At 64.5% G+C, this 13,191-nt stretch carries 14 protein-coding genes; 5 read left to right on the top strand and 9 right to left on the bottom strand.

The window, feature by feature from the left end:
• Window positions 1-22: 22 nt before the first annotated feature.
• From BRC58_02685 to BRC58_02670, 4 genes are all read right to left on the bottom strand, one after another.
• Window positions 23-2,047 (bottom strand): RNB domain-containing ribonuclease, encoded by a 2,025-nt coding sequence (locus BRC58_02685; GenBank protein PSP18816.1) that lies wholly within the window; start codon window positions 2,045-2,047, stop codon window positions 23-25.
• Window positions 2,048-2,125: 78 nt separating this feature from the next.
• Window positions 2,126-2,341, bottom strand: coding sequence for a 30S ribosomal protein S18 (gene rpsR, locus BRC58_02680; GenBank protein PSP18792.1), 216 nt, complete (start codon window positions 2,339-2,341; stop codon window positions 2,126-2,128).
• 10 nt (window positions 2,342-2,351) lie between these two features.
• The gene (rpmG, locus tag BRC58_02675) at window positions 2,352-2,546 is read right to left on the bottom strand and encodes a 50S ribosomal protein L33 (protein ID PSP18791.1); all 195 of its coding nucleotides are present in this window, start codon (window positions 2,544-2,546) and stop codon (window positions 2,352-2,354) included.
• A 43-nt stretch (window positions 2,547-2,589) separates the two neighbouring features.
• A complete protein-coding gene (locus BRC58_02670; protein PSP18790.1) occupies window positions 2,590-3,120 on the bottom strand; it encodes a hypothetical protein in 531 nt (176 codons plus the stop codon).
• 62 nt (window positions 3,121-3,182) lie between these two features.
• Between BRC58_02670 and BRC58_02665 the strand changes: the two genes are divergently transcribed.
• On the top strand, window positions 3,183-4,424 hold the full coding sequence (locus tag BRC58_02665; GenBank protein PSP18789.1) for a molybdopterin molybdenumtransferase: 1,242 nt from the start codon (window positions 3,183-3,185) through the stop codon (window positions 4,422-4,424).
• A gap of 12 nt (window positions 4,425-4,436) precedes the next feature.
• Here the strand turns inward: BRC58_02665 and BRC58_02660 are convergent, their stop codons facing one another.
• On the bottom strand, window positions 4,437-5,759 hold the full coding sequence (locus BRC58_02660; protein ID PSP18788.1) for a dihydroorotase: 1,323 nt from the start codon (window positions 5,757-5,759) through the stop codon (window positions 4,437-4,439).
• A 169-nt stretch (window positions 5,760-5,928) separates the two neighbouring features.
• Between BRC58_02660 and lepB the strand changes: the two genes are divergently transcribed.
• Entirely contained in the window at window positions 5,929-6,507 is a 579-nt protein-coding gene (gene lepB / locus BRC58_02655) for a signal peptidase I (protein ID PSP18787.1), read from the top strand.
• 16 nt (window positions 6,508-6,523) lie between these two features.
• Here the strand turns inward: lepB and BRC58_02650 are convergent, their stop codons facing one another.
• The 4 genes from BRC58_02650 to argF form a co-directional block, all read right to left on the bottom strand.
• Complete coding sequence (locus tag BRC58_02650) at window positions 6,524-7,060, bottom strand: hypothetical protein (GenBank protein PSP18786.1); 537 nt, start codon at window positions 7,058-7,060, stop codon at window positions 6,524-6,526.
• Window positions 7,041-7,763, bottom strand: coding sequence for a DNA-binding response regulator (locus BRC58_02645; protein PSP18785.1), 723 nt, complete (start codon window positions 7,761-7,763; stop codon window positions 7,041-7,043). Before BRC58_02645 ends, BRC58_02650 begins: the two co-directional genes overlap by 20 nt.
• A 95-nt stretch (window positions 7,764-7,858) precedes the next feature.
• On the bottom strand, window positions 7,859-8,344 hold the full coding sequence (locus BRC58_02640; protein ID PSP18784.1) for a molecular chaperone: 486 nt from the start codon (window positions 8,342-8,344) through the stop codon (window positions 7,859-7,861).
• Between the two features lie 404 nt (window positions 8,345-8,748).
• Entirely contained in the window at window positions 8,749-9,666 is a 918-nt protein-coding gene (gene argF, locus BRC58_02635; GenBank protein PSP18783.1) for an ornithine carbamoyltransferase, read from the bottom strand.
• 113 nt (window positions 9,667-9,779) lie between these two features.
• Between argF and BRC58_02630 the strand changes: the two genes are divergently transcribed.
• The 3 genes from BRC58_02630 to BRC58_02620 all read left to right on the top strand — a co-directional run.
• Window positions 9,780-11,240 carry a hypothetical protein gene (locus BRC58_02630; protein ID PSP18782.1) on the top strand — a complete coding sequence of 487 codons (1,461 nt, stop codon included), beginning with the start codon at window positions 9,780-9,782 and terminating at the stop codon, window positions 11,238-11,240.
• Between the two features lie 247 nt (window positions 11,241-11,487).
• Window positions 11,488-12,108 carry a DNA endonuclease gene (locus BRC58_02625; GenBank protein ID PSP18781.1) on the top strand — a complete coding sequence of 207 codons (621 nt, stop codon included), beginning with the start codon at window positions 11,488-11,490 and terminating at the stop codon, window positions 12,106-12,108.
• Between the two features lie 480 nt (window positions 12,109-12,588).
• On the top strand, window positions 12,589-13,191 hold a 603-nt coding region (locus BRC58_02620; protein ID PSP18815.1), incomplete at its 3' end, for a heavy metal translocating P-type ATPase.

Here is a 13,191-nt window from a genome sequence, read left to right as displayed (position 1 = left end):
CAGCATCTCCAGCCCGAGCCGCTCAGCCGGCTGCAGCAGGTTGCGCTTCCCAATTGGCCCGCTCGCGCAAGCGGATGACATCGTTGTGCGGATCGGCGGTTACGACCTGCAGCTCCACGCGATCACCGAGTGCGACCGGGATCTGGAAGCGGTGCGGTAGCTCCATGGCGATGTCTTCCAGCATCACCAGGGCTAGGTTGTCCTCCGGCCGCAGCCAGCGCAGCACCAGCGCCGACCAGCTGCGATCGCCGTGGCGGCGCAGGTACTCCAGCCGCCAGTAGCGCTTGGTCTGCCGCTCGACCGAGCTGGCTTCCGCTGCGGCGGCAGCTGTACTGTAGGTCAGCTCCTGCAGGTCCTCGCTGGAGAAAGGCAGCGCTTCGCCGCGCAAGTGCGCCTTGAGCTGGAAGTGAGCGAGCAGATCGGCATAGCGGCGGATGGGGGAGGTGACCTGCGTGTAAGCTGGCAAGCCCAATCCGGCGTGGCGTGCCGGCTGGATGCTGGTTTCGCTGCGCGGCATGCAACCGCGCAGCGCACAGGCCCGAACTGGCCCCGCCGGAAACTGCAACAAGGTTTCGTCCGAGGGGAGCTCCGGTTGGGGCTGGCTGCGAAACGGCAGCGGTAGCTGCTGTGCCTGCCCGTGGTGCCCCGCCACCTCGCCGGTCAGGATCATCATCTCGGCGACCAGCTGACGGGCGGGCGAGCTCTCGATGAGCTGAATGTCGATCTCGCTGTCCGGTCCGACGGCAATTTCGGCCTCGGGCAAGCGGATGTCGATCGCGCCCTGCGCCTGGCGCCACTGTGCCCGCCGCTGAGCCCAATCGGCTAGGGCAAGCAGCTCGGGCTCGGCCTGCACGCCTAGCTGCAGCATTTCGTCGGCATCGTCGTAGGTCAGGCGGTAGGTTGGCCTGACCCAACTGTCGCGGATGGTGTAGTCGCCGATCGCGCCGCTCTCGCTCAAGACGACGCCAAAGCTCAGGGCCGGGCAAATTTGCCCTTGCACCAAGCTCATGGCGCCAGTCGCCAGCTCTGGCGGGAACATGGGAATCGTTCCCGTGGGCAGGTACAAGCTCGTGCTGCGGCGCCGCGCTTCTAGATCCAGGGCGTCGGCCGGCGCGACCCAGTAGGAGGGGTCGGCAATGTGGATCCAGAGGCGCTGCGTGCCATCGCCCAGGGTTTCCACGCTCAGGCCGTCGTCGATCTCGGCGGTGCTGGCGTCGTCGATTGTGTAGAGCTTGAGGTGGCTCAGATCGAGGCGGTTGCCATCGGCCCTGGGCGGCGAATGCTGGTACTGCTGCGCCAAATCGCGCACCTGCTGCGGAAAGTTAACGGGGTAAGAGCTGCGGCGCAGCGCCAAGTTTTCGTGCGGGTGCCACCAGCCGATATCGACCAGCAACCGAAAGGCTGCCTGCGGTGTTTGCGAGCGCCCGGCATGCGCGAGCGCTTGCTGGGCAAGCGGGACGTCGCGCTCGGGGTGGAGCACGACCTGCTCTAGGGCCACCAGGCGCTCGCGATCGCTGGCTGACCACTCCACCGACTGGCCCGCTTCCGCCTGCTGCAACTGCTCCGCAAAGTGCTGCCACTCGCGCTCGCGCTGCCGCTCTGCTTCCTGTTGATGCTGGAGGTCCGCAACCTGCTCGTTCGGGCGCGGCTCGTAGGTATCGCCTTTGCGCTTAAAGTAAATCCGGTCCTGCTCTAGCAGGCAGTAAGCCGCGTAGCACGCTTCCGGCGTACTCTCGGAAAACAAAACCTGGGCGAGACCGGCTGGCGTTGCCGTCTCGCCTTGCTCGAGTAGCAGCTCCCAAGCCAGTTCCAGATCGCTACTGTCAGCGGTCCCCAGGTAGGGCTCGACCGCTTCTAGAAAGCGCGAGAGGGCTTGGACGCCCTCGAGCGTCGTTCCCGCTTCGTACTCGACCTGGCGCGGGTGGAGGGTATGGGCGCGGCCCTGGCAATCGCGCACCGTCCAGTGCTTTTTGCCCGCTGCGCCCTCAACGACAGCCAAGCGGCGCTCGCCGCGGATGCGAAACTCGACCGGCGTTCCCGCTTCCAGTGCCACGACTTCCGCACTCCGGCTGGCATGGCTACGGACAAGCTAACACCCGACTGGTAGCGCCTCGGCGGCGGGCAGCTACCCTTCCTTGTTGATGTAAGGCAGCAGCGCCAGAATGCGAGCGCGCTTGATGGCGCGGGTCAGATCCCGCTGCTGCCGGGCAGTCAAGCCAGTTATGCGGCGCGGCAGGATTTTGCCGCGCTCGGTAATGAATTTGCGCAGCAGATCGACATCTTTGTAGTCGATGGGATCGCCCGGCTTGATGGGAGAGAGTCGCTTGCGAAAGTACGCCATCGTCGCTCGCTTATTTGGTCTCTTTGTGCACGGTGTGCTTGTTGCAATAGCGGCAGTGCTTGCGCAGCTCCAGGCGCCCGCTAACGTTGCGGCGGTTTTTTTCGGTGGTATAGCGCGAGACGCCGGGCGTGCGCTGATGGGGATTGGTGCGGCACTCGGTACACTCGAGCGTCACAATCACGCGGATTCCTTTCCTGCTTGCCATAGCTGGGACTGGTCTGGACTCAGTTGAAGGGGTAGCCGATCTGCTATCTTCCCAAGCGATTCCGCGCCTCGTCAACCCAGCGCTTGAGGCGCTCATCGAGCGAATACCCGCGCTCCGCCCAGACGATGGTGGTCCGGGTGTAGCTGTCGTGGAAGGTCTGACCGCGCTGCTCGCTGGCGAAGGCAAACAGAAGGTCGGCAGCCAGCGGAATGCAGGGGATGCCAAACCCGATGGGGTTGGGCAACTGCGTCAGGCCGATAGCGGCGAGCAAGGCCCCCACCCCGGTTAGCCCCTCTCGCTGCAGCAAGATGCCGCTATCGGGGAGGGTGCCGCGGCGCCCATCGATGACTTTGAGATTGAAGGCCCAGCGTCCCAGGCTTTGCCCGCGATAGCGCAAAACCGCATAAACGCGCAGCCCCAACCAAGCAGCGGCAAAGACCAGCACCTGCAACAGCGGAATGGCGGCTGCCCCAGCCAGCAGCGCAACCGCTGCAAAGTCGATCGCGAAGGCATAAACGCGCCGCTCCAGCGGGACTTCAGCCAAGGGTTGGGAGCGCGATCGCTCGCTGTCCATAAGCAGGTTGGGCGGGCGCGGGGCTGCTAGCGTCAATGGTAGCGCTGGTGGGGGAAATTAGAATGCTGAGCGTCCGCGAGGCCGAGGCGATCGCGCTGCGCTGCGCGCCACCGCTCGATCGCGAGCGCGATGCCGAGCGCGTTGGCCTGGAGGCGGCAGCCGGTCGGATTTTGGCTGCGCCCGTGACGGGGGTGCTGGATTTTCCGCACTGGGACAACTCGGCCATGGACGGTTACGCCGTCCGCTCGGCGGATTTGGCCGATTGCAGCCCCCAAGCGCCAGCCCCATTGGAGGTGGTCGAGACCATCCCGGCCGGATCCCAACCGCAGCGCGCGTTGGGGGGCCACCAAGCAGCGCGCCTTTATACCGGCAGCCTGCTGCCAGCGGGGGCCGATGCCATCGTCCCGCAAGAGCGGATCCAGCGCGATGGCGACCGGATCCGGGTCGAGGCGCCCATCGAGCCGCAGGCCTTCGTGCGCCGGCGCGCCAGCTTCCATCGGGCGGGGGAGCCGCTGCTAGCAGCCGGAACCCGCTTGGGCCCTGCCGAGGTGGCGCTGCTGGCGGCTGCCCAGTGCCAGCAGGTGGCGGTCTACCGGCGCCCGCAAGTGGCAATTCTGTCCACCGGCGACGAGCTAGTCCCACCCCATCAGCTCCTGCAACCCGGCCAGATTGTCGATTCCAATCAGTACGCGCTGGCAAGCTTTGTGGCCGATTGCGGCGCGGTGCCGCAGCCGCTAGGCATCGTGCCCGATCGGCCCGAGGCCCTGCAGTCGGCCATCGCCCAAGCCATTGCCTCAGCCGATCTGGTACTATCGACGGGGGGTGTCTCGGTCGGCGATCACGACTACATCGAGCGCGTCCTCACCGCGCTAGGGGGCCAACTCCAGTTCCGCACCGTCACGCTCAAACCGGGCAAACCGCTGACCCTGGCGACGTTTGCCGCCCATGACAGCGGGCGCGAATGCTGCTACTTTGGCCTGCCCGGCAATCCGGTCTCGGCCTTGGTGAGCTGCTGGCGCTTGGTGCGCCCGGCGCTGCTGCGGCGATCGGGCTGGGCCCAAGCCGGCCCCGCTCAGTTCGCAGCCGCGACCACCCGCAGCGAGCTGCGCGCCGGCGGCGGGCGCGAGACCTATTTGTGGGGGCAGCTCGAGCGCCAGGCCGGGGGTCCCACGTTTGCGCTCAACCCGGGCCACCACGACTCCGCCAATTTGGTCAATCTGGCCCAGACCGATGCCCTAGCTGTAGTTCCGGTGGGAACCACCCACATCCCGGCTGGCAGATCCATTGAAGTCTTACCGGTCTAAGCGGGGTAAGTCTCACCGGCGAAACGACAAAGCCTCGCCGCGCACGGCCGTGTTGAGCTGCCCGCGCTCATAGGCAATTTGCCCGCCCACCAACGTCATGACGGGCCAGCCGGTCAGGTTCCAGCCCTCAAAGGGGCTCCAGCCGCATTGGGTTGCCAGCTCTGCCCGCCGCACCGGGCGATACGTTGCCAAATCCACCAAGACCAGATCGGCATCGTAGCCCGGCGCGATCGCCCCTTTGTTGGCCAGACCGTAAGCCTGAGCGGGCCCTGCCGAGAGCCAGCGGGCCACCTGCGCAATGCTGCAGCGGCCTTGCATGGCCTGGGTCAGCATCAGTGGCAGTGAGGTCTCCACCCCGGGCATCCCCGAAGGCGCGTGCGGATACCCCTGGGCCTTTTCTTCCCAGATGTGGGGGGCATGATCCGTGGCGACAAAGTCAATGGCGCCATCCTGCAGGGCCTGCCACAAGACGGCGTTGTCGCGCGGCGATCGCAGCGGCGGATTCATTTGCGCCCGCGTCCCCAGCGTGGCGTAGGCGTGCTCGTTCAGTAGCAGGTGTTGGGGTGTGACCTCGGCACTGACCCAGCTGGGCTTGCAAGCGCGCAGCAACTGGGCTTCCTCGGCGGTCGAGACGTGGAGTACGTGCAGGCGCCGCCGGTAGCGCTGGGCCAGCTCCAGCGCTTGTTGCGTTGCCAGCAGGGCAACGTGGCGATCGCGGATTTGGGTGTGGACGGCCGGGTCTCGAGCGCCGGCAAACTGCCGCTGCCGCTGCTCCAGGCGCTGCTGGTTTTCGGCATGGACGGCTATGGGGCGATGGCCGCTGGCAAAGATGCGCGCCAGAACGGCCGGCTCGCTGACCAGCAGCGACCCGTGGGATGACCCCATAAAGATCTTGATGCCGCAGGCGGGCTGCGCCGATTGCAGCACCGGCAGGTTGTCCGCCGTCGCCCCAATAAAAAAACCGTAGTGAACCAGCGCGCTGCTAGCGGCCCGCTGGAGCTTGTCGTCCAGGGCTGCTTGCGTCGTGGTGGGCGGCTGCGTGTTGGGCATCTCCAAAAACGCCGTGATGCCGCCGCGCGCGCAGGCACAGCTGCCGCTAAACAGGGTTTCTTTGTGCGCCATACCCGGCTCGCGAAAGTGCACCTGGGGATCGATGCCGCCGGGCAACAGCGTCAGGCCGCCGGCCTCAATCTCGTGCTGGGCGCGGATGGGGCTGCCAGCGGGCAAAACGGCCGCGATTTTGCCGCCGCGCAGGTGCACGTCGCCGCGCGCGAGCTGGCCGCTGGGGTGCAAAACCTCCGCGTTGCGGATCAGCGATTCGGCGGGAGCAGTCATACCAATTTGAGCAGCGGATGCACGCTAACCAAAGGACATAACTTCCATATTGAAGGATTTTTGGAGATCGCAATCTAGTGCATAAGCCACGAGAATTGGTATCATAGGAAACTCCAGCGCTTACAATCCAGGGTTGGAACGCAGCCGCCAACGCGCGCAACCCAGCCGTATGTCCCAACGCGATACCGCCAACCCGTGGCTCGAGACCGTCAAAACCTTGGGCCTGAGCGTCGTCTTGGCGTTGGGCATCCGCCATTTTGTCGCGGAAGCGCGCTACATCCCTTCCCAGTCCATGCAACCGACCCTTCAGGTCAACGATCGCCTGCTGGTCGAGAAGCTAAGCTATCGCTTCGGCCGCCCCGAGCGGGGCGATATTATCGTTTTCTCGCCGCCCGAGTCGCTCCAATTCGAGCAGGCGTTTATCAAGCGCGTAATCGGCCTGCCAGGCGAAACGGTGGCCGTCCGGAACGGAACCGTGTTCATCAACGGCCAAGCCATCCAGGAGCCCTACCTCAAGGCCGAGCCCGACTACACCTACGGGCCGGTCGAGATCCCCAAGCGGCGCTATCTGGTTTTGGGCGATAACCGCAACAACAGCCGCGATTCCCATTACTGGGGATTTGTCCCGCGCAAAAACATCATCGGCCATGCCTTTGTGCGCTTTTGGCCGCCGGATCGGCTCGGTCAGATTGCCGACCCCGAGTACTCGGCGGTTCCCGAAAGGCGGACCGTACCGCAGCAGCGCTGACGGTGCGCGCGCGCCGCTAGGGGGCTTGCGGACTGACCGACTCGATCCGGACGCGATCGCCCACCGCCAATCCCAGTTCTTGAACCCGTCCGCCGCGCAGCTCGATGACCTGAGTGACGGGTTCCCCGGGGCTGTAGGTGGGACAGGGCTCGCTAGGACAGGGCGGGGCCCGAGCGGCAATGTGCTGGATCCGACCGCTGCGGACGAACACCATGTCCAGGGCAATGGGCACGTCCTTCATCCAGAACTGCACTTGGCGCGGGGCCTCAAACGGAAACAGCATGCCGCGGTTGGGGGCAAGCTCGCGCCGGTGTTGCAAGCCCTGGGCTTGCTGCTGCGATGTCCGCGCCACCTCCAGCGTCACGCTGGTATCGGTACCGGCAAACTGCGCGCAGGCGCTAACGGGCAGATGCTGGGCTTCGGGAGCGCTCGAGCGGGAATCCCCCCCATCGGGCGCGCTACTGGCAGGGCCGCATCCGCCCAGCAGGGCTAGCGCGATTGCAGCTCCCCAAAGCAAGCCAAGGCGGTGCAGGCTAGGCCTCGCGTAGGGCATAGCCCACCCCGCGCACGGTTTGAATGAGGCGCTTCTCGCCCTCGCTCTCCAGTTTGAGGCGCAGGTAGCGGATGTAGACCTCAATCACGTTGGACTCGCCTGCCCCGTGATCGCCCCAAACGGCTTCCAAAATTTGCTCGCGGGTTAGCACCTGCCCGGCGTGCACCATCAGGCAGCGCAACAGCTCGAACTCTTTCACCGTCAGCTCGATCGCGCGCCCGTTGCGAACGGCACGCCGCAGGGTCAAATCCAGCTTCAAATCGCCAAATTGCAGCTGTTCCGTTTCGCGCTCGCGCGTCGCGGCGCTCAGATAAAGATCGACTAGCTGCCAAAAGGTCTCGGGGCGGTAGGGTTTGAGCACGTAGTCATCGGCCCCTGCGGCCAGGCAGGCAGCGCGATCGTCAATGGTGTCGCGCGCCATGGCCAGCAATACCGGTACCCGGAGTCCCTCATCCCGAATCTGGCGGCAAAACTCGAGGGCACCCTCGCCGGCCAGGCCGCCATCAACCACGACCAATGCGGGCTGGCGTGCCTCGAGTGCCTGCCAACTGGCTTGCAAGCTATTGCTAACGATGGGCTCGTAACCGGCTTCCCAAAAATCCGCACTGGCTTCCCGAGCAAAGCGCCCGTTCGTCTCGACAAGCAGGACGCAAGCGTTGTCCTCGGTTGTCGTTGCTGTTGGAGCTGCCAGTTGGGATGTCACAGTGGATGAGTTGGAATGCTTACTGTCTCCATTCTGGCATGCCGCTCGGGTGAGGTTTCTAACGCTGGCAGGCGCGCTTAAAGCGGTTAGCCGGCTTATTGCTGCACGTTGACTTTGACCACTTTGTTTTTATCTTCCTCAGCTTTGGGTAGGTTGAGGTGCAGGATGCCGTTTTGGTAACTGGCCTGCACTTTGTCGTTCTGGATCCGGGCATTTAGCGGGATTACGCGTTGGAAGCGCCCGTAGCGGAACTCGCTGCGCCGACCGCTCCCTTCCTGATGCTGGAATTCGGAGCGGCGCTCGCCGCTAATGGAGATCGCTTCGTCGCTGACTTGCACGTCCAGATCGTTGGGATCCATCCCCGGGACTTCCAGTTTGAGATGGATGGCATCTTCGGTTTCGTCTAGCTCGGCGGATGGGGCAAATGTTAGATTGCCGCTTTCGCCGCCATCCCCCGTGCGCACCAAATCGTCAAACATGCGATTCATTTCTTGCTGCACGGAGTCGAGTTCACGGAACGGATCCCACCAGTTGCGAGCCGGCCGTGCAGCGCCCGGACCGCGGGTAGGGACAATAGCCATGGCTTACCACCTCCCTGAGTTAGCTAAACCGATGGTTGGGACTGTCGCTTATCAAAATAAGCGCTCGGACCTCGGTTCCACTTCTATAGCAAAAACACGTGGATCGTGAACGGATGAGTGGGGTTGTCCCCGAGAGCTTCAACTCCCATTTCGAGAGAGTCCAGAGCTTCGCCCAACAAGCTAGCTCCGTTCACATGTGGTCTACGATTGCTATATCTTGGGAAAGATCGAGAGTGACGGCATTTACAAACAACCGAACTGCCCCATTCGGTTGCCAGTTGAGAGGGACTAAAGCGCGACCCCCATTCCGTGTGGCCTGAGCGCGATCGCGGCCTGGCCGGTTTAACAAGTGCCAGCGCTGGCTGGCAGCTCGATTGTCGATCGCAACTAGCGGCGTTACCGCTTTAGGCTAACCCCAGCACGCTAGCCAACAGTGCCTGTTGAACGTGCATGCGGTTCTCGGCCTGCTGCCAGATGCGCGCTTGCGGCCCTTCCATGACATCGTTGGTAATTTCTTCGCCGCGGTGGGCGGGCAAGCAGTGCAGCATGATCGCCTCGTCCGCAGCCTGCCGCAACCGCTCGGCGTCGATCCGATAGGCCTGAAAGATCGCGGTCCGGTCCTGGGTGGCCTGCTGGCCCATGCTGGTCCAAACGTCGGTATAGAGGACCTGGGCATCGCGCGCGGCCGCTTGCGGATCTTCGGTCAGCTCGATCTGCTGCTGGGGGCCGGCCAGCGCCCGGGCCTGCTCCACGATGGCTGCCTCTGGGGCATGGGCAGCAGGCGTGGCAATGCGCAGGTGGAGACCGGCAATGGCACCGCCTAGCAGCAGCGACTGGGCAACATTGTTGCCATCTCCCAGATAGGCCAGCGTCAGTCCCTCGAGGTTGCCCAAGCATTCGCCGATCGTGAACAGATCCGCCCAAACTTGGCAAGGATGCTCGCGATCACTGAGGGCGTTGATAGTAGGAATCTGGCTCCAGCGCGCAAATGTCTCGATATCGGCTTGTTGGAACGTCCGGATGGCCAGCACGCCGAGGTAGCGCTCCAGCACTCGGGCCGTATCGGCAATGGGTTCGCCGCGGCCGATCTGGGTGGCATTGGGGTTGAGATCGATGGTTGAGCCGCCTAGGCGCGCCATTGCTGCCCCGAACGAGACCCGGGTACGCGTTGAGGGTTTATCGAACAGCAAGCCCAAGATGGGCGTGCCTTGCGGCGAGGGCTTGCCCTGTTTGAGTTGTGCGGCGAGCTGCATGACCGCCTGCAGCTCGCTGGCCGACAGATCGGCCGCACTGAGCAAATCCCGACCCTGCAAACCGCTCATGTTGGTCTCTCAGTGGCTGCCAGCGCCAATTGGCTAACCGGCAGGGTAAGCTTAGAAAGAAGACTTTTACTATAGCAGCTTGGCGCGCGCAAGGCGCCACTGACGCGTTTCCCATGCCCCATCCCGAACGGGCGCACCGCTGGCGGCAGCGCCCTCTCATCGCAGCCCAGGCTGGGTTGGCAACGACCCTGCTGGCCCTCGCCACCCTAACTGGGCCCGTCGGCCGCGCGACGGCCTCGCTCGCCCAGCCTAGCGATGCCCCGGCGCCCGCTCGGGCCGATAGCACCTTCCGCCAGCGCCTCAGCCAGCGCGAGCTGCCTGCCAACGACTACTGGGCGCGCCTGCGAGCCCTATTGGTGCGTGCGGCCGAGCGCAACGAGCCGCTGACGCCATTCGATGTCCTGGGGCTGGTTGGCCAACTAGGCACCCAGACTGGCGTGGCTGAGGGTTCAGAAGCCCTCGAAGGGCTGCCCGCCCTCGGTCAGCAGACCCAGGATGCAACAGCCGCCGTCGAGCGGCAATACCGGCGCGAGCGCACCCAGAGTCCGCCCCTGGAGCGGGGACAGTTGCCGCCAGCGCGCGAGCAGGGCTCCAGCCAGTTCGAACGGCGCACGCTCGCCCTAGCCGATAGCGATCGCCAGCGCAGCTTTCCAACAACCCTGTACTTGCCCCAGCGCCGGCAGCGCGAGGCCCCTTTGGTCGTGCTATCGCACGGCTTGGGCGCTGACCGGGCATCGTTCGCGTATCTGGCTCAGCATCTGGCCAGCTACGGTTTCGCCGTGGCGGCGCTCGAGCACCCAGGTAGCAATTCAGCCTGGCTGGAGAGCCTGCTGAACGGCGATCGGGAAGCTGCCATCAAGCCCGGCGAAGCGCTGGAGCGGCCGCGCGATGTCACGTTTTTGCTCGATCGCCTGGCGCGCGACTACGGCCAGCGCATCGACACGCAACGCGTGGGCGTTGTGGGGCATTCGTTCGGCGGCTATACCGCTCTCGCGCTCACGGAGGCCAAGCTCAACTTCGAGCAGCTCGAGCGTCGCTGCCGCGGCCTCGGCCGCACGCTCAATATCTCGTTGCTGCTGCAATGCCAGCTGCAGCAGCTGCCGCAGCAGGACTACGGCCTCCAGGACGAACGGATTGCGGCTGTCGTCGTCGTCAACCCGTTTGCCAGTGCGGTTTTTGGCGAGTCGCAGCTGCAGCAGCTCGAGACGCCCACCCTCATCGTTTCGAGCACTGAGGACACCATTACGCCCGCCCTGGCCGAGCAAATCCGGCCGTTTAGCTGGCTGAGCGGCGACGATCGCTATCTGGCCCTAATGCAGGGCGCTACTCACTTTTCGGTCCTACCGGGAGTGGACCTGCCGCGATCGCGCCAGCGTTCCCAGCCAGAGGCGCCTGCGCGCCAATACCTCAAGTCCCTAACGACGGCCTTTTTGCGCGCTCGCGTTGCCGGCGATGGCGACTATCGCGACCTCATGAGCGCTCGCTATGCCCAGCGGCTGCGCCAGCCTGCCATGCCGCTGTTTGTCGTTCGCTCGCTCGAGCGGGCCGCGATTGCTCCTGAGGGGGGCGATTGAGGCCGCCTGCTCGAGCCAAGGGGCGCGCTTTGCTAGGATAGAGGCGCTGCCAGCACGGGGCTGTAGCTCAGTTGGATAGAGCAAGCGCCTCCTGAATGCATCGGGCGCCCTGCGGGAAACCGCAGGGTCGAATGCGGCCAAATTCAAGAGACCCTACGTCCGCCATGCGGATAAGGCAATCTTGAGCCAAGCCTTTCCCGCTGTGGGGAAGGAAGGTGCAGAGACTGGTTGCGGGCAGTGCCGAACGATGGACTTTGAAGTCTCATCCAAACGCGAGCGCCGCGGGATCTTGGCGGGCATGTTGCTGGGGGGAGCTCGCCGCAACGGCGATAACTTCTACCTGCTGCATCCCGCTCGCCATAGGGCGCATGCCGAGCTCCAGCGGCAGCTACTGGAGCGCATCGGGGGGCGCCCGGTTGCGCTCAAGATGTACCTAACCCGGCAGGGCGAGCGCTGGTTGCGCCTGCAACCCAAGCAAACGCCGCTGATCCGGGTGCTGGTGCAGCGTCTGTATCCGGGCGGGACGCGCACGATCGCGCGCCCGTTTCTGCGGCATCTGACCCGTCAGGGCCTGGTCCTGTGGTATCTGGATCGCGGCTCGCGCGCGTTCCGGTACCGCAACGGTCGGATCCGCAGCCTGGAAGTTTCTCTCCATGTCGGGGCCTCGCGTGCCGAGTGCGAGACCATCGCTGCTTACTTCGCGCGCACCTGGGGCTGGCAGTGGGGAATCGCGCGGGGCAAGCGCGGGTACCGCCTGCGCCTGGGAAGCCAAGCCGGCCGGCAGTTTCTAGCCGAGCTGCGGCCGCAGCTGCCTCCCAGCCTGCGCCACAAAGCCGATCCTGCCCGCAACGCAACGGTCGCCACCTAACGGCGCGATCGCGCCCAAGGTGAAGGCATAGTCCGGAGAGCGGGGAAACCCGCACCAATCTGAAGCGCTAGGTCGCTGGTTCGAATCCAGCCAGCCCCGCTCCTAAACGAATCCTGTTGCCGGGCTCCCCAAACTAGGGGAGCTCGGTTGCGATCGCACCTTGACGGTGGGGTGATACCAATTTGAGCAGTGGATGCACGCTTTCTAAAGAATATGACTCCCATATTGTGCGATCGCTCATTCCTTTGCCCGATGAGGGAGTTTTGGAGGTCGAAATCTAGTGCACAAGCCACGAGAATTGGTATGACGGCCCGCATAACATCTGAACTGTCTCTCAGTTGAGCAATCATTCAGTTACTTAGCAGCGTTGAGGAGCCAAGCGTGGTCGACCGAGAGCAAGCGTGCTGCGAGGATTCTGCTTGCGAGCGCGAGTCAGGTAACAACCCCGCGCTTAAGCGCGAGGCCGTCCTGCTAGTTGGCATGACCCTAGCGCTCGCGCTGGGTATGCTCTTCCGGGAAGCTCTCCACCAGACGCCCTATCAAATCGGCGAGTACGCCCTATTCCTCCCGCTGTATTTGGCGAGCGGCTGGGGCGTGCTGTCGGTTGCCGGGCGCAACATCCGGCGCGGTCAGGTCTTTGACGAGAATTTTTTGATGGCGGTGGCCACGCTCGCCGCGATCGCCATCCACGAGCTTCCGGAAGCTGTGGGCGTCATGCTGTTCTATCGCTTGGGGGAGCTGCTGCAGGATCGCGCTGTGGGGGGCTCGCGCCGCTCGGTGGAATCGCTTTTGGCGGTGCGGCCGGATGTGGCACGCGTGGAGCGGGACGGCCAGCTGCAAACTGTTTCCCCTGAGGCCGTGGCCGTGGGCGAGCGCATCCAGCTCAAGCCCGGCGAGCGCATCCCGCTCGATGGCGAAGTGCTGGCCGGCAGTGCCCAGATCGACACATCGGCGCTAACGGGCGAATCGCGGCCGCAGGCTGTGGAAGCGGGCGGCTCGGTCTGGGCCGGCACCATCAACCAAACCGGGGTGTTGACCGTGCGCGTGACTCGTCCCTTTGCCCACTCCTCCATTGCCAAGGTG

The sequence above is a fragment of the Cyanobacteria bacterium QS_8_64_29 genome (genome assembly GCA_003022125.1).
Classification (GTDB): domain Bacteria; phylum Cyanobacteriota; class Cyanobacteriia; order Cyanobacteriales; family Rubidibacteraceae; genus QS-8-64-29.
The sequence above is the reverse complement of the archived record's forward strand: the minus strand, read 5'-3'. Positions and strand labels throughout refer to the sequence as shown.